The sequence below is a fragment of the Paenibacillus sp. 19GGS1-52 genome (assembly GCF_022369515.1).
In the GTDB taxonomy this organism is placed as follows: Bacteria; Bacillota; Bacilli; order Paenibacillales; family Paenibacillaceae; genus Paenibacillus_AQ.
Map to the genome: position 1 here is coordinate 3,492,211 of NZ_CP059724.1, position 22,540 is coordinate 3,514,750.

Genomic DNA, 22,540 nt, shown 5'->3' on the forward strand with positions numbered 1-22,540 from the left:
ATTTAATAATGTATTAAATCGCTTATGTAGTATAACCAGGGAATAACCAGTTTTTTAGAAGACATATAATTTAAATTATTTCATTTTGAATAGCCATTTGAACCGTAGTAACCTTCATGGACATAGCCATTGCGTAAATTCTAATATTCATCTGAATGACACTTTGATATATTAGGATTATATGCTGATTTGATCCGAGACATAATTAGTTAATTCGATTTTAGGTGCTTAGGGAGGAATATACGTGATTTTTGTCGAGAGAACTTACTTAGACGCTCCGGCTTGGTTTAAGTCTCAGAAAGCAATATCTATAAAATCTGAAATTTCGAACTTTTACTCAAATAATTCAACTGAATTATTAGCACAACGTAGTCTAAAGGAAAATCAAAATTATAGTAGAATGTTAAACCAGTTTCCTCGGATGCCTGAAATTAGATCTGAATTAAAGTGGTTGTTTAAGAATAAATGTGCTTTTTGTGAATCGTCGTTCTCTGAGTTATATGTTGCCCATTTTCGTCCCAAGTCTCTTTATGAATGGTTAGCCTTTGAATGGGAGAACTTGGTGCTTTGTTGTCGTGATTGTAATAAAGCGCAAGGAGGTAGTTTTCCCGTAAACGGAATACGTGGTGAAGTTTTGTGTTCAATAGAAAAGCTGCGGAAAATAGAAGATTATTTACTAATTGATCCTTGCTATGATTTGCCAGAGAAGCATATTAGTTTTAATTACATTGGGGAAATTTTATCTTTGACAGACAAAGGGGAAGAAACAATTCGTACTTTTGAATTGAATCGTCCTTCTCTAGTACGCGGTAGGAAAATGAGAATTAACGAAGTTGAAAACATAATAACTCGACTGAGAGAAAATTTCGAAATTAATCCCACACAAGCTATATTTAATGAGTTATCATTAAAAATTTATCAAATAATCAATTCTCCTGATCAGCCTTTTCAAGGTAGTGTAAGAGCTGTGTTCGAAAAGGAACTAGATAAACTAAGAAGAAAACTAAAGGATGAAGAGGTTCAGGGCAATTCTAACACTATAGGTAAACATGTGAACCATCTTACAAAAATCCGGAAAATATCTTCGATTAGAGTTGAGAATCTACTTGATATGGAAGACTGCGAAATTCAGTTAAACGAAGCTGACGGATCGAATTGGCTTATGATCTTGGGGGAGAACGGTACCGGTAAAAGCACGCTGCTGAAACTATTAGCTATAAATCTGGCTGGTGAAGAAAAAAGACGGTATCTGAGACAGGGTAGATTATCTCCCAAAGAGTTGGTGAAACCTGGATATAGTTCAGGCTATATTCAAATAGTGTTTACTGGCGAACCTGTAATTACGCGAAAACTAATTTTTAATTTAGACGAAACATGGGCTGGCTCAGCGGATCAGCCCTTTGATGGGAATGTACTCAGTTACGGACCCGTACGAATCGTAATGAAAGAACTCAATTATGATGACATCATTCAAAATCAATTTAATTCTTATTCATGTCTTTTGGACATGAACATGTGGCTCGTTGAAAAGTATGAAGCAGATATGTCAACATACTCTGCTGCTGTTCGTTGTATCCGAGCGATGCTACCCTTAGAAGCTGCAGTTGCTCAGAATTTTTTATTAGAACCAGATGGTAGTCGACTCGTTTTCAGGAATCTTCATCATGAACAAAATAAGATTCCTTTGGACTCTTTAAGCTCAGGTTATCGGAATGTTTTCTCTCTAGTTTGTGATATTTTTCGAAAGATAGATGGTAAAGATGAATCATCATTAGAAGGAATTGTACTTCTTGATGAGATCGATGTCCATCTGCACCCTCGTTGGAAGATGAGAATTGTCGGTCAACTCAAAGAGTTATTTCCTTCGGTGCAGTTTATTACCACAGCCCATGATCCATTATGCTTACGTGGGCTAAATAAGCAAGAAATTATTGTGTTGAATCGTATTGGAAATGGAGTTAGAGTTCATTCTGATAATTTACCTAATCCTGAAGGGCTTCGAGCAGATCAGCTACTTACATCAGAGTTTTTTGGTTTAAGTAGCACGCTAGATCCGGAAACTGAATCTATATTTACAGAGTATTACAGTTTGCTTGCAAAACGGGAGCGGGGATCTGAGGACACGAAGCGAATTGAGGAGTTTAAAGAAATACTGAAGCAATGGGGTTACATGGGAAATAATCATCGTGAGCAGCTGATGTATCGTGCAATCGATTTGTTTTTAGCTGAGGAGCGAATACTATCCACTTCAGAGCTACGCCAACATGCGCAAGATAATAATCTTATGGATAAACTTCGAAATATATGGAATAACAAAGAGTAGGTGGATCCATATGATAAAGGTTATGCGACCAATTGAGATACCTGCAACTTTGGTAAGTGAGTGCGCACCCGGTGGTAGATTGGAATATGCAATTAAGGTCTATTCAGATTACTTTACATCTCTTTCAGTTGATGGTGAAGATAAATCTGAAAAGATATACAAGTTTCTTAATTATGATGAACCTGATGTTAGACAAAAGCTAACTGAGCTTTTTCACCGTAAATGTGCGTACTGTGAGTCATTTTATGCAGGTACTGGTTTATTGGAAATTGAACATTTCAGACCCAAGGCTGAAGTTAAGCAAGCTAGAGATGTGCCCAAGCAGCGAACAGGTTATTACTGGCTTGCATGGGAGTGGAAGAATTTACTCCCTTCTTGTCATAATCGTAACTGTGTTATCAATCAATATGTTGTTGGCGGTGATACTCCTGAAGTTAAAGTTCTCAGAGGAAAAGGAAATTTATTTCCACTGTTAGACAATAAAATGAGGGTAAGTCATCATGAGAATAGCGATTCTTTGGCTAATGAAATACCACTTATTCTTAATCCTTGCGAGGATGATCCTCGAAAATATCTTGAGTTTTCTGACGAAGGTCATATTTATCCAAAAGAAAATGAAGGTGGACCTGATTGTGAAAAAGGGTACTGGTCTATCGTTACATATGGCTTAGACCGGAAGGACCTGTTTATACATCGAAATTATATAGCAAATCTCATTAAGAAACAGATCGGAAGAGTGAGAAGATGTTTGACTAAATGGATGATTGACTCTAATAATAAATGTTTAGAGGAAGAATTGATTCAGGAGCGGGACGACTTATACGACTTTATGAAGCCCGAGCGTGAATTTTCATTAATGGCATCTCAAATAATTCACCGTTTTTGCGTAGATGCAGGACTAGATTGTCCATGTTGCATAACTTCAACGATTGAATAACAAAAATATTATTACTTTACCATTTTGAGTAAAATTTCTTTTCAATTCCTAATTCTAATCTACATAAAATGGTCGATGGCACTAAATCTAAATAAACACAAATCATCAAAAACATCGTCAGAAATTCCTGACGATGTTTTTGTCGTGAAGAGATAAATTAATTTTCAACCGTTCGACATCAATAAACAGAATGATTTGAAATGTAGTACTCAATTATAATTACGTAAAATTCTGATTTGACGAATAATTATCAATAAGATATATTGAAATAAAGAGGTGTTATACATATGGATAAACAAATGAAACTACATTACATGAATCGAATTGATGAAAAACTATCCGATCTTCCCTGGTTCGTTACGGAATTTATCGACAGTAGAAAACGAAAACTCTCTCCTACAACACTCCTTAATTATTGCCATGATTATATTATATTTTTCGATTGGCTGGTTGCAGAACATTTTACCACGGCCAGCCGTAAAGATATTGGTTTAGCTTCTCTAGAGACACTAACCATCCGTGATGTGGAGAATTTCTTATCTTTTTTGGAATATAAACTAGGTAATACCAAACTCACGATTAATCGTAAATTATCCGCACTGAAATCTTTATTTGATTACTTGCAGAACAAGGCCGAAACAAGTGACCTGAAGCCTTATATTCAGCGTAATGTGATGGCCAAAATGGAATTAAACGCAATTAAAGAAAGCCAAGAAACCATGGCAAATCGTATTGAAGGGAAAATTCTCAGAGAAGACGATTTTGAATCGTTTAGACAATTTGTAGCCTATGATTTCGGAGAAATGAATAAAGAAAACAAACGAATTTATAATTTCCATCAGTTTAATCGTGAACGCGATACGGCCATCATTTCACTTATTTTAGGATCAGGGCTTAGGCTTTCCGAGGTTGCCGGAATTAACCTGGAAGACATAGATTTGAATAAAGCTTTAGTTCGGGTTATACGCAAAGGCAATAAAGAACAATACGTTTACTTCAGCAAGCAAGCTTTATTGGACATAGAGAGTTATCTGCAGATTAGAGAATCAAGATATGTACCAGACAAACTCGAAAGCTCTTTGTTCATAGCAGCTCCCATAGGTCGTAAAGGCAAAAACCGACGCCTCACTCAAAGATCTATTGAAAAGCTGGTTGAAAAATACGCCGCTGCCTTTGGGAAACCTACTTTAACCGTGCATTCTTTGAGGCATTCATTCGCGACGCGTTATCACCTGGAGAACAACGATGTACCGAGACTAAGAAATCAATTAGGCCATTCATCCATACAAACTACAATGATATATACACACTTAACAGATGAAGAGATGCGAAAAGCTGTAAACAACATGGACCGATAAACCCATGGTGTTATGCGGTTTCTTTAAGACATCTGCACAAAATCCGTATTTTGATCAATAGTTGATATAAGGCTAAGACTAAATATAAAATAGCGCACGCTGTCGGAGGACAAGAACATATATCGTTAAAGGACAAGAACATATAACTATTGTCAATTCCTTGAAGATTTTCCGGCTGAGAACCTGGTCTTGAACTGGAGATCAGCAAATACCGGCCGTAGTGAAACAGCGTTTCAAGCAGACCAAGGTCTCTCGAGCCTGATACCTTTAGCCTCTCAACGATCAGAGCCTGTATATCTTGTTCCCCGGTTAAACAAAGATTGATAATCGATGATGTGCCTTTCCTGCAGCTCAGCATAAGAAGAATTTTTCAATGCATCCAAAGTACCATAGACCCGCTCTATTACTTCATTTATATTTGTACCCGGCATCTGATCAAAGCCTTTGAAGCTTGTGCTTGCACTAAACAACAAAGTGACTGCATTTGCTTCGCGAACAATAAGTCCTGCAGTTACCGTCCCTCCGTCGGCTATTATTTGCAAACATGCTGCGAAAGGCATGGCAGGACTGGTCTCCATCTCACCATAAATAACCGGATGCTTCTGGTCATAGTAGCTGGGATCAACATGTTCGGGGGCAAGACCCTGCAAAGTAATCCGTTTGTCCACCGCTGTTACAGTGTGGCGGAGCTAATACTCAATGTTGCCTTGAAAGTCAGCATCCGTGTTTCCGTAGCTTCAAGGCGCAGAGCAATCACTCCATCTGGATAGGAAGCCAATATTTCACGGGTAGAAGAAACGCCTCCGATTTTATACTCGCTTCTGTAAATACCAGTCTGCAGATTCAGGGATCTCGAATGCTCTCTAGCTTTATCACCATGCCCAAAATGGAGATGTAAATCATCTAAAGGAATAGGCCTGGTTGTATGCACCTTTGACAAAAGATCCCTCACCTGGGGTAAAACATCAACCGCCTGCAGTTTTTTGTATCTTTGGGATAGCCTGACCACAACGTATCCTCATTAAGTTGAATGTGCTCATTCTCAACTCCGCCGAATACCATGCCGCCAAGTTTCCCATTGCCTACAGGCAACGCTTCTGTCCATTCCGCAGCAGGTTTGATGTGATTCATCAACAAGTTAACGCACTCCTTTTGATATTAAATGATACCGCGCTTACAACAAGTATTTCAGATTTTTTCAATTTTAAATATAACAGCAGCCATTCCTCTTTTTAAATAAAAGAAACCGTCCTGTCAGGTGGATATTTTTAACCTCACATTTCAACCTTCAGAATTTCTTCAGAATTCTCACCGTAATTTCTTCAGTTCTTTTCATTAAGATGACTACATCAGCAAAGAGAAGGGGTGAAAGGTTATCAGCAGCACACTTTTATCTTTAATTGACCATTACGGTTATTTGTTTTTTTATGTGGCTTTGTCTCTTGGACCCTTTGGTGTTCCGATTCCAAATGAAATCACAGTGATTACTGGAGCTATTCTCAGCCGTAGTGGTGTTTTAAATATATTCGTGACTTATGTATCCATTCTTTCTGGTCTCTTGACGGCCATTACCCTGTTTCATTTTGCAGGAAGAATTTTTGGGCAGCACTTAAAACATAAGCTTCAGCACAACCGTAAGTTTCAAAAAGCGGAGAAAATTTTGAGACAACGCGGCGACTGGGCGATGTGTATCGGTATTTTTATACCTGTAGTGAGATACTTCCTTCCCTTCCTTATCGGATTCAACAGAGGCTCACTCAAGAAATTTATGATTATTTCCTACTCCAGCGCCTTCGTATGGACACTTATCTTTTTCACAGCGGGTACAAGCTTTGGACCTCATATTTTATCCTTTTTCAGTGCATTTTAATAATAAATATATATATGGGAGAATAAAGAATGAATCAGCAAATATTTTTTTTACAGCGGTTTATGAAGAGTCCGAAGAATGTGGGAAGTGTTGCACCGAGCTCCCGTTTCCTGGCGAAAAAGATGGTTAAACAGGTTGACTGGGATAATATTAAAGCTGTTGCAGAGCTTGGAGCAGGTACAGGTCCCATTACCCGTTACATTCAATCCAATGTGAACCGGGATGCAAAGGTTTTTTTATTTGAAATGGATCATGTCATGCGGAAAAAGCTCCGATTGAATTATCCTGAGTTCTCTTCTCACGCCAATGCTACTCAATTAGTAAGTACAATTAATCAAAAAAACATCACCAATCTGGATTGTATATTCAGCGGATTACCCTTCTTTAATTTTGAACGTGAACTAAGGGATACTTTAGTGGACCAAATTGTGCGTGGCCTCAAGCCCGGCGGGATGTTTATTGCCTTCCAGTACTCCCTTCAGATGAAGAAGCAGCTCTCCGAACACTTTATTATTGAAGATATTAAATTTGTGCCTCTGAATGTGCCTCCTGCTTTTGTGTACGTCTGCCGGAAAAAGTAACAGATTTGCTGTATAATAAGCACCAACTTCAATAAAGAGAGGGCAACTGCAGATGAATACAATCCTTGTTGTTGATGACGAATCTGAGATCCGGGATATCATACATGTCTATTTACGAAATGAAGGGTACAATGTCATGGAAGCCGCTGACGGTGTGGAAGCCTTACAAATTATTCAAGCTTCGCCCGTTCAACTGGTGATTCTCGATGTTATGATGCCCAGGATGGACGGAATTACAGCCTGCCTAAAAATAAGAGAAATCTCTGATACACCAATCATCATGTTATCCGCTAAAGAAGAAGACATTGATAAGATCACCGGTCTTACCACCGGGGCAGATGACTATATGACCAAGCCCTTTAACCCGCTGGAATTACTCGCCCGTGTCAAAGCCCAAATAAGACGACAGACATTACTGAGGAAAGGAGAAAATAACTCACTCATTCTTATTAAAGACCTTGTAATTGATAAAAGTAAGCATTCAGCAAAGCTAAAGGAGCAAGATATCATTCTGACGCCTCTGGAATTTGGAATCCTGGTGCTGCTGGCCAGCTATCCAGACAAGTGTTCAGTTCAGAGCATATCTATGAAAAGGTCTGGAAGGAACCCTTTGGTTACTCTGATAACACGGTAATGGTGCACATCCGTAACCTAAGAGATAAATTAGAAGATAACCCCCGCAATCCTCAGTATATTAAAACCGTATGGGGAGTTGGCTATAAAATTGATTAGATCCGTAAAGCAATCCAAAAGAAAACAAAAGATTCAGGTTAACATTCTCTTATGCATGCTGCTTAGTTTACTTCTTGCTGTGACGCTAAACAATATACTGATTTACTTCGTTTATCAGATCGGGACTAGTATGGACTGGCTGGAAAAGATATTCCCTTATTTTATTACGCCTTTTTTTATAATTGTATTTATTATTACCTTCCTGATCTTGACACGCCGTATCGTCAATGACCTCATGACACTGGAACGCGGACTCCAAACCATTACCGAGGGTGAACTGAGCTATCGTGTGCCCGTTCAACGGCAAGATGAGCTCGGGCGGGTCGCCTTTAATATCAACCAGATGACAGAGCGTCTGGAACAGCAAATTGCAAAGGAACGAAAAGCCGAGCAATCAAAGATGGAATTAATTACTGGTATTTCACATGACCTGCGTACTCCACTGACCAGTATTATTGGATATATTGAGCTTCTAAGATCCAATTCTTTTCAGGATCAGGAAGAATACGATCGTTTTGTGCAAAACACCTATAACAAAGCTACTCACCTGAAAAAGCTCCTTGATGACCTTTTTGAATATACTAGGCTTAGCTCGATTGACCCCCATCTAAATGCACACCGGATGGACCTTTACCAGCTTCTGAACCAATTACTTTTTGAATTTGAACCTATCGCCCATGAGAATGAGCTTCATATCATCAAAGAAATCGGAAGCACTTCAGTATTTTCTATTGTGGACAGTGATAAAATCGCAAGAGCCATTGATAATTTACTGATGAACGCCTTGAAATACTCATTTAAACCTGGGGCAATCCGCATTCGGATGCTAACAGATCATAAGCAGGTTACAATCGAGGTCGAAAATCGGGGAACCCCTCTAACAAGGGAGCAGCAGGATAAACTGTTTGAACGCTTCTATAAGGTTGACCACTCCCGGAGCAGCGAAGGTATCCAGACCGGGGCAGGTCTGGGCCTTTCCATTGCCAGGAACATCGCTGAGCTGCACAGGGGATCACTTACACTTAATCATGAAAAAGACTTATTTATTTTTAAACTTGAGTTGCCGCTAGAAGCTGGAGGATTAAATTTTTGAATATTCACGAAAAGCTACTTTTTTTACGCGGGTTTATAAGAGACCCTCTAAGGGTAGGCAGTATCTTACCAAGCTCGCCTTTATTGGCCGAAAAAATCATCCAGATCATCCCTTGGCATGAAGTTCAAACCGTTGCAGAGCTTGGCGCTGGCACTGGTGCACTCACCCGCTTTATTGAGTTAAACAGGGCTGAGTCGTCAAAATTGTTCCTTTTCGAACGGGATCGGAATATGAGAGCCAGTCTGAAACTTCAGTTTCCTGCATGCAATCTCCATTCCAATGCCTCCTCCCTGTTAAAAAATCTGGATCAGGAGGGCATCAGCCAACTTGACTGCATCATATGCGGACTACCGTTCTTTAACTTTTCAAATGAGATGAAGGAAAGATTACTGCGCCAGATTGTGCGGTCGCTTAAGCCTGGCGGTTATTTCGTTGCCTATCAATTTTCTCTTCATATGAAGAAAAAATATGCAGCTTATTTTAACATTGAACGGATTGAGTTTGTTTCCCGCAGCTTCCCTCCGGCGTTTGTTTATGTTTGCCGCAAACAAAGACCGTATCAATGAAAACAGAAATCATTTGTAAAAAAGACAACTCGCTACTGTTTTCATTCGATGCATGGATAATTTCAGTTATGGATCAGATCAAGAGTATAATGATCTGATCTTGCTTTGAAGAGTGGCTTTGTTGCACACTGGATTTACGTTCGACTCAAGCATTGTTTCTGCGTTATTTTCTTTTAACACATGTGTTATTTGATATATCAAATCCGCAATAGTACCATGTTCGTGTCCATTATCGGCAAAGGGATCAAGTTCTTGTCCTGAGAAAAGGACAAGAACTTGGTCCCTTAAAATAGAAAACCCGCGCTGGGCGCCGGCTCTTATGGGACTATGTTCTTGTCTTCCGACACACGCTGCCGATTTTCCTGATCTTAGTATTTAGTCCGTATTTCAGCTGCCCTGCAGGGACGATTTCCCCGTTCCTTTGTACGACTATTGAGTTACCCATTACACAAAGTTACCTACATTATTAAAATAACCAATATTTCGTTTACTTAAGATTGCATCTCTATAATCTTGCGTCCTGTTCTTATGAAAAAAACCGCGACCTGCGGTTGGTTCAATGAATATATGTTGTCCTCTTACATATCGTCATACAATTTTTTTGATCAATAGAAGTAATTTCATCAAATAAATATACATCGGGATTACTTACAATTACTCTTACTCTCGCAATGCACAGCAAAAGCAAATAATCTTAATCCATTCCTCTATTTAACTTTTCTCTTTGAGAAGCTGCCCCAGTTGACCGATAATACAAATGAACAAGAATTGGACAGGCTGTTGCCTTGGTCTAAGACAATACCGATCTCTTGCAGAATATTTAAGAAATAGGCATAATTATGGCCCTCACTTTTAACAAGGTGGGGGCCATTTGACGTTTATAAAATCACAAGTGCAGTGATGACTCCAACCTCCTAATGGGTGGCGTTAAATATGGATCATTCAGTTAACGAAAATGTCCGTCTTACTCATTCGGATAGGATCAGCTGTGATCGAAGTTCATTCAAGCTTTAATCCAGCGCTGTTTTCCGAAGTGATTCGGACATTACAAACATTATGTTAAGCTTTAGCATGGGAGTGAAAGAGCTAAAAGTCTTTTTGCTGTTTATACCAAATTCTGTTTGGGCAGATTTAAGAGCACATTGAATTGATCGCCATGAATCTCGATTTTGATATCTCCTCCGTGCAGCTCAATGATACTTTTACAAATTGCGAGGCCTAGTCCAGAGCCTTCTGTCTGACGTGACTCGTCCGCTCTTTTGAAGCGTTGGAATAACTCCTCCGCAGCAAAATCAATTTCATAGACGGATGTGTTTTGGATTTTGAATATAATGTTATCCGTAGACTCATCTAAATAAATATATATTCTAGTGCCCGGAAGTGAATACTTCTTAGCGTTGCCAATTAAATTTTCGAAAACACGCCAAATTTTATTTCCGTCTAAATTCGCATAAATAGGCGATTTAGCTATCTTTTCACGAACCTCAAGAGACGCATCGCCAACATTGAAGCTGAATTCAGCAATAGCCTGTGTCAGCAATGTTGCTACATCGATAGTTTGGATATCCAGTTCTACTGTGCCACTGGTCATTTTGGACACTTCAAACAGGTCTTCAATTAAATACTTGAGCCTTAAAGCTTTGCGTTCAAGGACTAGGACGTAAGACTGGCCTTTTTCTGAATGCAGCACTTCTTTTTTTAATAAATCTACGTAGTTAATAATGGAAGTTAGAGGGGTCTTCAAATCATGCGACACATTAGTAATCAGTTCGGTCTTTAAACGTTCGCTTTTAACTTGACTCACTAACGCATTCTGATATCCAAGCTTCATATTATTAATGTAACCAGCCAGCCTTGATAGAGCGCCACTACCGGTTTCTTGAATCGTATACTGAATATTTCCTTCGGCAATTTCTCTCGTCGCGTTGATAATCGACATGAATTGCCTGAATCTGCTGATTGTATAGGGTACAACAAGCAGGATGTACAATACCTCATAGAGGATGAGCCATGCTACCTCACTCCTGTTAGAATTAGTAACTGCTCTCCACCCACAAATACCTGCTGTCGCTGTTAAAACAAAAATAATCAAGATGGTAAGCGTAATTTTTTTGTCTTTAATCCCACCTTGCCATAAATAAAAATAATAAATAAGTACACTTCCATGCCAAACCTCACGCTGTTTAGGAGTAAAATTTAAATGGAAAAGTGCCCTTCCCACTATTACACAGATAACAGAGGATACAAAAAAGCTTAGTATAACTAAAAAGTTTTGTTCAATATAGATATAGAAATTCCAAAAAAAGTAATAACACACAAACACAACACAAAAAAACAAGAAAGTCATAACTAATATTGTAATAAGATCAATAGGAAGTCGTTGTTTTGATTTATTTTTTTTCAATTTTGTATCCAATCCCCCATACCACCTTCAAGTATTTCGGGTCCTTGGGATTAATTTCGATTTTCTCGCGGATATTTCTGATATGCACTGCGACAGTATTTTCCGAGGATAAGATGGGCTCATTCCATACTCTTTCAAAAATCTGCTCAATTGAAAAGACCCAGCCTTTGTTCACCATCAGCAGTTCTAAAATTTTGTATTCCTTTGAGGTCATCCTGACATCTTCCCCATCCACCTCAACGGTCTTCGAGCTTTTATTTAGGACCAAACCGCCTACCTGAATGATCTCGTCATTAGTTGTCTGAAATGCACCTAAACTCGTAAATCTTCGCAGCTGGGATCGAACTCTTGCAACCAACTCTAAAGGATTAAACGGTTTGGTAATATAATCGTCCGCTCCTACGTTAAGTCCCACAATCTTGTCAGAGGCTTCCGACTTGGCGGAGAGCATAATAATAGGTATGTTTTTACTTTCACGAATTTTAAACGTAGTCTTGATCCCATCCAATTGCGGCATCATAATATCCATGATAATCAGATGAATAGTTTCTTTTTCGAGTATTTCAAGAGCTTCTAGACCGTTAGAGGCTTTAAAGACCTCAATATTGTCGCTTTTCAAGTAAATCTCGAGCGCTTCTCTGATTTCCAATTCATCATCCACGATAAGAATATTATTTGTAGCCATGTTGCTTCACCTTCAATATTAAATTGCTAATATTTATTATACTTTCCAAACGAGTACTACTATATTCATGAAAAATAACGTTAATTGGCTTAGCTGTTGTTTGCGCCAGTACGTTCGGGGATACCTCTTGATCCGTATAGAATCCATGCACACCCATACTTTGTAATAATTTCATCATTACTATGTTATTAACCGTATGAACATAGCTTTTTACCCCTATTTTATTCAGAGTGTGAACCAAATTGGGGTTAATGAAAGCACGAAGCGTGGGCATAGCAACGACCGAGATATGATTGTCCTGCACAAATTTCACTATACTCGCTGCCGAATTGTTAGATTTATAGAGCGAGTAAATTTTATTGGGAAAAGGGTATATTTTCATTACAGCATCATACATTTCAGGATTGAAAATTTCAGGAATAATTCGTTCTAATAAAGAAGCATCTGTCCTGATTGCCTCATTTACTAAATACTCAAATTGATACTGGATGCTTTCTTTGTTATTTGCTTTTGTATCAATTATCAAATTAAAATCAGGATATTCCTGCATCAAATGCAAGATGTCATTTAATGCAAGGGGTTGAAATTTTCCCAATATAAGCGAGTTCTCAAATTGCGACATCGTAAACATATGACTTTTCTGGTCTGACAGATCTGGCTGTAGCTTTTGTGACCAATCATGCCTTGCAATAAACTCCCCTTTTCCCGTTTGTAAAAGATCCACTTCGAATAAACGATATCCTCTGTGATAGTTGGATATGAAAGCATCATAGGAGTTCGTATAGATGGAACCATCAATTCCTCCTAATGCATGTGCAATAAATTCATTTTCTTCCCAATTGCTACTATGGCTGTCAGTAGCCTGATTCTCCTTCCCAAACAACACAAGCCCCCAATCGCACCAGATAAGCACAATCGCGATCAATAAGCTTAAGAATACTTTTTTCTTAACCATTTGTTTTCCTCCTCTATTATACCTGTAATCCATACTACGAGATAGTTTTCAAGGAGGACTGAGGAAAAAACGAATGAAATTATGAAGTTTTTATAGATTATCGAAGAGGCTCATGCGAATTGCATGGACCTCAACAGAAAACGTGTTAACACACCAGATTACTAAACAACAATCTAACATGACACAGCCAGCCCAATAAAATTCTGATTATAGTGATAATTATCTCATAGAAAGATTCATATTTTGTAAACGTCAAATAACTCGGTGGATGGAAAAAGAACAAAGCTTTTTATTCTATTGGCAGGCTGCTTGTACCTCCGGGCTCCATGGAAGGAATTCGCGGCCTTGAGCCTCGCTTGCATGTAGTATTCCGGATCGTTAATTTCCGATCCGGTGCTTGTCGTTTCACCGCAGTATGGACACTTAATCTCTAGGTCCAACAACCAGCGACTCTCTTTTTTAGGTCGAGTAGACGGGGGAGTTCCCCTTACAACCTCTCATTTACACTGGTACCCATAGACTGGACACTTTAAAAAAAGGTGTTCAATTAAACCGAACGTGAAGTTCTCCCTTTATTCAGCTCTTGTTATCCAATCTTGGGCAATAGTCAGACCTCCCCGTTGTAAGAGAGCCTTAGATTGCAGTGTGCAAAAAACACGAATTATGTAAGTTCCCCCTTCAATCGCTCCGTAGAAACAGCGTACCACCCCGGGTCCACTTCGAAAGCATCCCAGCGGCGATGCAAGGTTTCTGCAGCATCTGGCACCACTCCGCTACCCGCAAAAAGATCTACAACATATTCGCCTTCCTCACTACTGTTCTCAATAATGCGTTTCATCATATCTATAGGCTTCTCCGTGGGATGAATCGTTTGATTCCCTGGAATACGCGGGATCTGCCATACATCCGTTTGACTCCGCGTGCGTATCCGCCGAATGTTCTTCGTACCTTTAACTGCCATAATGATGAATTCATGCTGGTACCGATACTGCCACCCCATGCCCATATTCTTCTTGTCCCATACAATACAGTTCTTGATCGTAAACCCGGAAATCTTAAGCCACCGAGCCATATCCGGGTAGGTTCTCCAATCGATAAAGATATACACATGTCTACCTGGCTTCAGGATGCGATAAGCTTGCTTCAGCCAGGCGAGGCAAAATCTGCGGTAGTCGGGAAACGGCAGATTATCATTGGGGAAAATCTGAAAACGGGGTTTCTTACTTTTGGTTTGAGTCGTTCCTCCAAATTTCAAATTATACGGCGGGTCGGCAATCACTAAATCTACAATTTCATCTGCATTTACCTTCTAAATAAACCTTAACCGCGGCCAACTTGTAGGCTGACGTATAGGTGATTGTTTTTTCAGTTACGGATTGTACATTAGAGTTACTGATTAACTGATGTTGCTCTGTTTCAGTGAAAATTCCCTTTTCGGGAACCATCTATTTCTCCCCATTCTTGTTTGTTAAATTTGATTATATACAGAAAAACCCGAAAGATGGGCACCTTTTTTAGAAGTGTCTATCTTTCGGGTTACAGTTCAATCTAGGCTTCCGAGGCACCCTTTAATAGTCAAACTTTATCTCTTTCCTGGTATGAATTATTGCAGAATATCCACATTAATATCATTAATTCCAAAAAAATGGTAAAATCACATTATAGGATTAAATTCATAAGAAAGGGTGTTTTATTGTTGATCAGTAAAAAAGACCGTTTTTCTTTATTTACCTTAATTTTGTCGATTTTGCTTATAAACTTATTTGGTGATTTTCTAAATTCACTAATATGGGCACATTTTTCGCTATTTATGAACTGCATCTTAGCCCAAGCTTTCTTTCTTCAGTTATCAAATATTCTTATTTCAACAAAAAAACGTCCCCTATACTTTACATTCACTCTTTTAGCATTTTTGACTGGTCTAAGCACGTTTTTTGTAATTCTATTTTCTCCAATGGGACTGCTCAATCGAATTTTCTTTTTTATTGTACAGATTGCCGTGACTTATGCTGAAATAATCCAGCTTAAAATGAGTTTGAGAAACAAAGATAAGTGATGTGAAATTCCTAATAGGTATGGAGATTAACACTTCCACCACTCAGACCTTTACCTTGCCAAGATCCTATCCGTACTAGTTCCCGCTACTAGGATACTCCTTATTAAACCGAATAAATATTTCTATTCAAAAAGTAAAAGCTTCGTGCAGTTAACTGCACGAAGCTTTTACTTTTAATTAATATCCTACAGCTTCATAGGATGTGGTTGTGTAGTAGGTCCAGTAGCTGTTAGTAGGATTAACCACCAATTTTTCCCAAGTAGTAACGGTTACCATGATTCTTCCATATGTTCCGGAAGCATCAACTAAGGTATGCAGGATTGGATTTCAGCCAGTCTGTTTTCTTCAGTATAATTTGCAATCTGTTCAATCAATTTTGCTGCACTCACTACGACTACTGCAAGACTTAAATATCCAGCAACAACTTTTGGAAGTTTAGAGGCAAGAATTTGTTTTATACGACCATAACCAAAGGTTGCAATAGCCCAGCCCAGCCCAGTTACGCTTTGACCCACGCTAGCTTCAATCATGGCATTAATTTGATCTTTCGTAAAATAAACGGTTTCTGTTGAGCGGACATTAGGGCCAGGTTCGGTACTGTTAACGACTGATTGTTGATCTGACATTGTAATTCCTCCCTCTATAAATTAATATTTTCTCTTGTTTGCTCACTCGTTCTTAGATTTTCACCCATTGACAGATTGAGAGATGGATAAGTCATGTAAGGATGACATTATTTTCTGGCGGAGCCGGCGGCGGGAATAGAGCGTGGGGAATTTATCCCCAACCCAAGGATGCTTTCTGTGATCGCACTTTGGATATCCACACCTGTCTCTTGACGGCTTACCCTCCCATGTCACGCGGGGTCACTGCCCTTACATTCCTTCGTTCTGCCTCTCAAGAGGTGGATGCCGTTTCTTGCTCCTTTACAGGGTCGTTGCCCTTATGGAAATGATTCCTGCGGCTGCTCCGTGCTTCAATTGTCTTTGGTCCTTCCAGTCCGGTGAGAAACGTGAATTCGGTTTTTCTTAAGCCGCCATCTGTAACTGGGCCTGACGTATCGGCCCTAAAACGTCGTTTGCATCGTACGGAATTTGCTTCGTGCCCAGCGTATGCAGGACACGGATGAGTTTCCCGCACAAAGCCACAAGGGATTGCTTTTTCTTCAGTGGATTCTGACTTCTTGTCGTAAAGTACTGGTGCAGCGCCTTAAACTCCACGTTCTTTGCCACCATAGGCATGACCGCCCGGAACAGCAGGGCCCTTAGCCTTGCACGCCCACGTTTGGTAATGCTGGACTTGCCTTTCTTCTTTCCCGAACTGTTCTCTTTGAGATTCAGTCCAGCCAGCCGTATAATTTGCTGTCCATGCTCGTAACCGCTTAGATCCCCCACTTCTGCAAGGAAACCCGCTAGCGTCACTACTGCCACACCCGGCACGGTTAGCATCTCTGCAGTGCCTGGAATTTGTGACAGTAAACGCTCGACTTCAGTGAGAATCTCTTCGAGCTGTCTGGCGAACATTTCGTACTGTTCCAGAAGCGTTTTAATCTCGATTTTTGCTGCCGGAAGTCCTTCGGTGAGTCCGATAGAACTTCTCGCCGTATCCATAAGATGCTGTGCGCGTTTAGCGCCTACGGCTCGTTTTACGTCTTTCTTCCACCGCTGAATAATGGCTTCTGTACCTAGCTTTACGATTTCTCCAGGCGTTGGAAACTCGCCCAGCGTAAGGAGAGAAGCTTTCCCCTCCCAGTCTTTAAAGACCTCTGTATATTCCGGGAAAAAGCGATCCAGCCAGTTCTGTACCCGCCTTTGCACCTGTCCAAGGTTCACCATGATCTTCTCTCGAAGATTCATGAGAATCCGCAGATCTGCATAGACATTCGTCGGCAATTTCGGTTCGCTGTACTTCCCGTTCCGCACTAAGTCGGCAATAACTTTAGCATCTTTATAGTCGTTTTTCGTCGGTGAATTGTCTTCCAATTCTTTGCTATTGTGTACATGATGCGGATTGACAATGACCAAAGGAATACCTTCCTGTCCCAAATACTCCGCTAGGTTAAACCAGTAGTGTCCGGTAGGCTCAATACCGAAGAGGACGTCGCTCTTGACATGCTCCCGCTGAAGCTCCTTCATCCACTGAACCAGTTGTTCGAGTCCGGTGCGGGTATTCGAGAACACACAATCCTTTCCCAGTTCAATCCCCCGATAGTCGATAGCGCGAGCCACGTGGGTTTCTTTAGCAATGTCTGCGCCTACGACAAGGGTCTTGTCTGTAATTCTCATAATCCGTTGATTCTGTTTCTTTGATTGTTTATACTTCATGATAGAGTGCCTCCTGTGCTGGAATTGTTCTTTGGTCGGAACGTTTTCCAGTATACAGAAGGTGCTTTTTTCTTTCAAACCTCAAATTAATTCATTACAGGAATGGCTCCTTAATTTTAATGAGGGCACTAAGGGATTCAGAGAAGAGAAGATATTCCCAATCTCACTTACTCTGTTATTGCCTCTCATTACAAAGGGTGAAATTGGCCTATAAAAAACAACTAATTATTTAACTTTTTTTAAGCTTGGAGAAGATTTTCCCGTGACAGCAACTGCTCCAACATTTTTCCCAACCTCTCTTTACGTGATTTGTGCCTTCTTGTGCCAAAGATGAATTCTGCCCTGCCGAAGCTCCACACGGGATTCACCTCTTCCTTCTTTTCCTTTCGGATTTTCTGCTGTCATTACTCATCTTGAACGCCTAGATGCACAAATGCCTATTTCATGTTCAGCCCTTCCGCTCGTGTTGCAACACGAGAGCGTCCTATGGCGTCTACTGATTTCTGTACGTTCAGCCCTTCCTCACGGGCAGGGTTACGAACTATCTTCGCCTTCAGTACAGATCTCCCCAGGTAAGAACGCTATCTTCCTCTCCATCTATCTGCTTCATTTACTCTCGTACGCCTTTATGTTTGTCAACCTCACCCAACATACGCTAGCCTTATATGAAATTCGTGTTCCTCAGACCGGAGATTTTCCGCCGGCTTCCTTCAGATTCCACCTCGCGGAGGACACCCTTGCCTTAAGCTAATGACTACTACTGCCTTCGCCATTCGGGACTTTAACCCTAAAGATAGCGCCCATGTTGGGCGAACTAAAAAGGTCCCAGAAGGTATCTTCTGTGACCTTTTTTTAAATTGCCTTGGCGAACCGCTGAACTCGACTTCTCTTCCGCGATTTCTCCTTCAGCTGCTCCTCACCCGATGGTCCGGCCCCTGCTTCAGTACCAAAATGAACCGTGAAAAATAATTTTTATGGAAATCACAACAATTCGGGGGTATACCCCGATTGTTAGGGCAGAAAAGATTCGAAGCTCACCGGATCGGATGAACCGTTTGATTGCAGCCACAGAAAATGCAGTAAAAAACAGCAAATACCTTTTTGATCAAAAAGTGGATAACTATAACACCCTCAATCACTTATAGGATTGAGGGTGAAAATATTTGACGGGGCTATGAAGGAGAGTCTACCTACCGGTACCGGGTTTATTTGAATCTTCATTAAATCCTATATAACTTAATATTCAATATGATTCATAGTTTCTTCGTACTGCGTACTATTTGAACTCTATAGTAAGGTAGCTGCTGACCTCCGTAATAGGTTTTCTTTTAATATGATTAGTATACTCTGTTTTCCCCAACATAATCCTTTACTCCGCTAAAAACTGAAATCACATCCATCGTTTCTTTATGTTTATAACGCTGGCTTCTGAAAGATATTCAGTCCGTTTTGTCCATCCTGCAGCCATAATAAATCGTCAGTATTGCAATCAAAAATGGGCACCGGCAATCTCGAAGTGTTCATTCTTTAAGACTGCTGTGCCCTCCGTCTATACAGTACAACACTTACTGGAAACAAAAAAGCAGTGGTGGACCGATATTTATGGTCTACCACTGCTTTTTATAGATGAATCACCAACAACTATAAATTCAATTAAGTCAGCTCCATCATCGCATCTCTTGTAAATGGAACCAGATCATCGGTACGTCCTTCTTGAACTTTTTTAGCCCATGCAGGGTCGACCAGAAGTGCACGTCCTACAGCAACCAGATCAAACTCATTATTCTCAAGTCGTTGCACCAAACCCTCGATGCCGACGTTGGTTGCCCCTTTACCTTCCGTGAACAGACTTGTAAAGTCACCATCAAGACCAATCGATCCAACGCTGATTGTCGGTTTGCCAGTCAGTTTTTTGGTCCATCCAGCAAAATTCAGATCAGACCCTTCGAATTCCGGCTCCCAGAAACGGCGTGTGGAACAGTGGAAGATATCTACTCCAGCTTGAACCAACGGTGCGAGAAGTTGCTCCAGCAATTCCGGTGTTTCAGCCAGTTTAGCCTGATAATCATCTGTCTTCCACTGAGATAAACGCAGTACAATAGGGAATTCTGGTCCGACTACTTCACGGCAAGCCTCAATCACTTCAACTGCAAAACGTGTGCGAGCCATCATATCTCCACCGTAACGATCCGTACGTGAATTGGTTTTCTCATATAGGAATTGGTCGATCAGATAGCCGTGCGCTCCATGGATTTCAACACCATCGAACCCAATGCGTTTCGCTTCAGAGGCTGCTTTTGCGAATTCCTGAACGATTGTAGCAATTTCAGCTTCCGAATAATCATTAACATGACCTTTGGCTCCCATATGCCAGATCTGTGGAATAATTCGACCGCCAGCTTCATGTACTTCAGATACAACATGTACCCAGCCATTCATTGCAGCTTCCCCATAAAAGTGCGGCACATTCGCTTGATTGGATGCATCCGGGTGATTAATTATCGTCCCTTCCGTCACAATAAGCCCCACTGCGTTCTCTGCTCTGCGGCGGTAATAGCTAGCAACATTCAAACCCGGGATACCGTCCGGAGAAAATTGACGCGTCATTGGCGCCATCACGATCCGATTGGATAACTTCAAGTGACCTAACTCTATAGGTTGGAACAATGCTTCTACGGATTGAGAATAATTCATAATAACCTCCACATATTTCGTTTTATATAAGTTGACCTAGGAGATGTTAAACAGCAACCAGCCTGGTTAACAGCTAGACGTTACTTCCAAATGAATCAATACACGATTTTTAACGAAAAGCCCCAACTCCTTCAAGGTTTCGTGGTGTATTAATCCGCCTTAAATTATTTTTGACTTCGTAGTCAAAAATTTCACAAAAAAAAGATCAAGACATGATCATGCCAAATGAAGTACGCAGAACCGTCTTGATCTGTTCACGGGATGAACCTGATTTCTCCATAACTCTCACACCAAGAATGGTGTTATTTAGATAAGATGCAAGCTCTATACTCGTATACCGGTTGGAAATTAACTGTTGTTTCTGGCCACTACTTATAATCTTCTCTAATACCAGTTGAACCTCCTCTACCATGAGCTCAGCTTCGCGTGTGACCTGCTCGTCATCTGTTCCGAATTCGAGTGATGCATTCACAATTAGACACCCTTGGCAGCCAGTTTCATCGTCTAAAAGGGAATATCGTAAGGCATCGAGTTTATCACCGGGAGACGAATCCAGGGCTTCAATCTCTTTCAGTTTCGCTATAACCTGTTCACGGTAAAGTGCCAGCGCCTTCAGGAACAACGATCGCTTGTCTTTAAAAACACAGTACAAACTTTGCTTTTTGACTCCTGTAGTAAGCGTAAGGTCCTCATAAGAAGTTGCTTTGAAGCCTTGATTCCAGAACACTTCCATAGTCTGTTGTAATACACGATCGACATCAAATTCTCTTGGTCTGCTCATGGGATTAATATATCAGTTATTGACCACGCAGTCAATAACTGATCTTTTCACCTCCTATTTGAAAGAGGATGGTTACAATGGATAAACATAAATTTTTATATAAATGAACAAAAGCACCGATCCCCCCAAAGTGTGAAGACAGGTGTCAGAAGAAAATAAAGTATTAGACTGAAAATAAAGTGTTAGACTCGGAAAATAAAGTTGTATCCTGAAAACAGGAAACCCGGGTTAGAAAATAATCAAAAGCATCGCACATTCTTCCTATTAGGAGTGGAAAATAATATGAATGTATTGAAATTTATTGGAGGTATTGATCTCCACGATAGCACGGTTGAATTAGTTAGTTATGATGAAAGTTCAAAAGTGTTATCAATTACCATTGACTTATGTCACTGGCGGCAACCTTCTTATAATGAGCAGACAGACCCAGAAACGATTATCAAGACTCTAAAATTCACAGGGGTTTCTCAATATATTTCATCACGTAACACTCTAACATTCGATAGCAATGACATTCTTGATGTAAATTTCATTCCCGCAACTGATGGTGAACAGGTAGAATTTATTTTAAACAGTGACGATGATATTATTACGCTCACTATAAAAGCTGAGCATGTAGAATGGATTAACAGCTAAAAAATGATCCGTCAGGCTAAAGATTCTTTAGGACTTTTCCGCCAAGTCTACAATACAGTCGGCCAGATCGAGCAGCGGCAACTAACACTCCTGGCTCTTCTTCCGGATGCGTCCGCCGACGGTAATGACGGCACCAGTCAATGCTCAGTCTAATTCTTTATTTTCTCAAAGCCGCGTCGACTGGAAGTACAAACACCTTCTCCTAGCTATCAGTCTAAAACTTATTCCTCATAGGCTGACGATTCCTCAGCTCCAAAATCTTGTAGGATCAACAATTTCAGTCTAAGACTTTATTTTCTTTATTCAACAGGTGCTTCATATGTCCGTTTTTAAACGGTCCTTCCATTAAACTAAGCAAAAAAGAGAATGGTGATATTTAACTTAACTATACAGTGTTAGCTCCTTCTCTCCCTCACTCCTTAGGATTAACATGCATCAATCTATCCTGCAGCAGAAAATACTCTATATTCTCATACATATTCTAACCTATTTTATTTTGTATACTTCTTACCTTATATCTGACCGCCGGTCGAGGAATATGTAGT

At 40.2% G+C, this 22,540-nt stretch carries 20 protein-coding genes and 2 pseudogenes; 10 read left to right on the forward strand and 12 right to left on the reverse strand.

Annotated elements, in window-relative coordinates; all coding sequences use genetic code 11:
* The first annotated feature begins 244 nt into the window (after positions 1 to 244).
* The 3 genes from H1230_RS16395 to xerS all read left to right on the forward strand — a co-directional run bounded on the left by H1230_RS16395 (position 245) and on the right by xerS (position 4,618).
* Complete coding sequence (locus H1230_RS16395; RefSeq protein WP_239710709.1) at positions 245 to 2,323, forward strand: retron system putative HNH endonuclease; 2,079 nt, start codon at positions 245 to 247, stop codon at positions 2,321 to 2,323.
* 10 nt (positions 2,324 to 2,333) lie between these two features.
* Positions 2,334 to 3,260 carry an HNH endonuclease family protein gene (locus H1230_RS16400; protein WP_239710712.1) on the forward strand — a complete coding sequence of 309 codons (927 nt, stop codon included), beginning with the start codon at positions 2,334 to 2,336 and terminating at the stop codon, positions 3,258 to 3,260.
* A 287-nt stretch (positions 3,261 to 3,547) separates the two neighbouring features.
* Positions 3,548 to 4,618, forward strand: coding sequence for a tyrosine recombinase XerS (gene xerS, locus H1230_RS16405; RefSeq protein ID WP_239710715.1), 1,071 nt, complete (start codon positions 3,548 to 3,550; stop codon positions 4,616 to 4,618).
* Positions 4,619 to 4,628: 10 nt separating this feature from the next.
* Here xerS and H1230_RS31690 read toward each other — a convergent pair whose 3' ends face one another.
* From H1230_RS31690 to H1230_RS31405, 4 genes are read right to left on the reverse strand one after another with little or no spacing between them, the layout of a single operon-like run.
* Positions 4,629 to 4,976, reverse strand: coding sequence for a glycosyl hydrolase family 95 catalytic domain-containing protein (locus H1230_RS31690; RefSeq protein WP_481857073.1), 348 nt, complete (start codon positions 4,974 to 4,976; stop codon positions 4,629 to 4,631).
* Positions 4,894 to 5,286, reverse strand: coding sequence for a hypothetical protein (locus tag H1230_RS16410; RefSeq protein WP_239710717.1), 393 nt, complete (start codon positions 5,284 to 5,286; stop codon positions 4,894 to 4,896). Before H1230_RS16410 ends, H1230_RS31690 begins: the two co-directional genes overlap by 83 nt.
* A 5-nt stretch (positions 5,287 to 5,291) precedes the next feature.
* Complete coding sequence (locus H1230_RS16415; protein WP_481857074.1) at positions 5,292 to 5,558, reverse strand: glycoside hydrolase N-terminal domain-containing protein; 267 nt, start codon at positions 5,556 to 5,558, stop codon at positions 5,292 to 5,294.
* Positions 5,559 to 5,566: 8 nt separating this feature from the next.
* The gene (locus H1230_RS31405) at positions 5,567 to 5,749 is read right to left on the reverse strand and encodes a glycoside hydrolase N-terminal domain-containing protein (protein WP_275591255.1); all 183 of its coding nucleotides are present in this window, start codon (positions 5,747 to 5,749) and stop codon (positions 5,567 to 5,569) included.
* Between the two features lie 298 nt (positions 5,750 to 6,047).
* On the opposite strand from H1230_RS31405, the gene H1230_RS16420 reads away from it, so the two are divergent.
* The 6 genes and pseudogenes from H1230_RS16420 to H1230_RS16445 form a co-directional block, all read left to right on the forward strand.
* On the forward strand, positions 6,048 to 6,488 hold the full coding sequence (locus tag H1230_RS16420) for a DedA family protein (RefSeq protein ID WP_481857178.1): 441 nt from the start codon (positions 6,048 to 6,050) through the stop codon (positions 6,486 to 6,488).
* Positions 6,489 to 6,517: 29 nt separating this feature from the next.
* On the forward strand, positions 6,518 to 7,069 hold the full coding sequence (locus H1230_RS16425) for a class I SAM-dependent methyltransferase (RefSeq protein ID WP_239710721.1): 552 nt from the start codon (positions 6,518 to 6,520) through the stop codon (positions 7,067 to 7,069).
* A gap of 52 nt (positions 7,070 to 7,121) precedes the next feature.
* A pseudogene (locus H1230_RS16430) lies at positions 7,122 to 7,801 on the forward strand (response regulator).
* Entirely contained in the window at positions 7,794 to 8,894 is a 1,101-nt protein-coding gene (locus tag H1230_RS16435; RefSeq protein WP_239710724.1) for a sensor histidine kinase, read from the forward strand. Before H1230_RS16430 ends, H1230_RS16435 begins: the two are co-directional and overlap by 8 nt.
* Positions 8,891 to 9,460, forward strand: a complete 570-nt coding sequence (locus tag H1230_RS16440) for a class I SAM-dependent methyltransferase (protein WP_239710727.1) — start codon at positions 8,891 to 8,893, stop codon at positions 9,458 to 9,460. The genes H1230_RS16435 and H1230_RS16440 overlap by 4 nt, the downstream gene beginning before the upstream one ends.
* 675 nt (positions 9,461 to 10,135) lie before the next feature.
* Positions 10,136 to 10,291: pseudogene (locus H1230_RS16445) on the forward strand (transposase domain-containing protein); the annotation flags it as partial.
* A 274-nt stretch (positions 10,292 to 10,565) separates the two neighbouring features.
* Here H1230_RS16445 and H1230_RS16450 read toward each other — a convergent pair.
* From H1230_RS16450 to H1230_RS16485, 8 genes are all read right to left on the reverse strand, one after another.
* Entirely contained in the window at positions 10,566 to 11,876 is a 1,311-nt protein-coding gene (locus tag H1230_RS16450) for a sensor histidine kinase (RefSeq protein ID WP_239710729.1), read from the reverse strand.
* The gene (locus H1230_RS16455; RefSeq protein ID WP_239710730.1) at positions 11,851 to 12,549 is read right to left on the reverse strand and encodes a response regulator transcription factor; all 699 of its coding nucleotides are present in this window, start codon (positions 12,547 to 12,549) and stop codon (positions 11,851 to 11,853) included. The genes H1230_RS16450 and H1230_RS16455 overlap by 26 nt, the downstream gene beginning before the upstream one ends.
* Positions 12,536 to 13,504, reverse strand: coding sequence for a phosphatidylinositol-specific phospholipase C/glycerophosphodiester phosphodiesterase family protein (locus H1230_RS16460; RefSeq protein WP_239710732.1), 969 nt, complete (start codon positions 13,502 to 13,504; stop codon positions 12,536 to 12,538). The genes H1230_RS16455 and H1230_RS16460 overlap by 14 nt, the downstream gene beginning before the upstream one ends.
* 661 nt (positions 13,505 to 14,165) lie before the next feature.
* Positions 14,166 to 14,783, reverse strand: coding sequence for a DNA-methyltransferase (locus H1230_RS16465; protein WP_239710734.1), 618 nt, complete (start codon positions 14,781 to 14,783; stop codon positions 14,166 to 14,168).
* A gap of 1,082 nt (positions 14,784 to 15,865) precedes the next feature.
* On the reverse strand, positions 15,866 to 16,186 hold the full coding sequence (locus H1230_RS16470; protein WP_239710735.1) for a hypothetical protein: 321 nt from the start codon (positions 16,184 to 16,186) through the stop codon (positions 15,866 to 15,868).
* A gap of 402 nt (positions 16,187 to 16,588) precedes the next feature.
* Positions 16,589 to 17,884, reverse strand: a complete 1,296-nt coding sequence (locus tag H1230_RS16475; protein WP_239710737.1) for an IS110 family RNA-guided transposase — start codon at positions 17,882 to 17,884, stop codon at positions 16,589 to 16,591.
* A 1,653-nt stretch (positions 17,885 to 19,537) separates the two neighbouring features.
* On the reverse strand, positions 19,538 to 20,578 hold the full coding sequence (locus H1230_RS16480; RefSeq protein WP_239710739.1) for an NADH:flavin oxidoreductase: 1,041 nt from the start codon (positions 20,576 to 20,578) through the stop codon (positions 19,538 to 19,540).
* Between the two features lie 205 nt (positions 20,579 to 20,783).
* Positions 20,784 to 21,359, reverse strand: coding sequence for a TetR/AcrR family transcriptional regulator (locus H1230_RS16485; RefSeq protein ID WP_239710741.1), 576 nt, complete (start codon positions 21,357 to 21,359; stop codon positions 20,784 to 20,786).
* A 282-nt stretch (positions 21,360 to 21,641) separates the two neighbouring features.
* On the opposite strand from H1230_RS16485, the gene H1230_RS16490 reads away from it, so the two are divergent.
* Positions 21,642 to 21,995 (forward strand): hypothetical protein, encoded by a 354-nt coding sequence (locus tag H1230_RS16490; RefSeq protein ID WP_239710743.1) that lies wholly within the window; start codon positions 21,642 to 21,644, stop codon positions 21,993 to 21,995.
* The last annotated feature ends 545 nt before the right edge of the window (positions 21,996 to 22,540 follow it).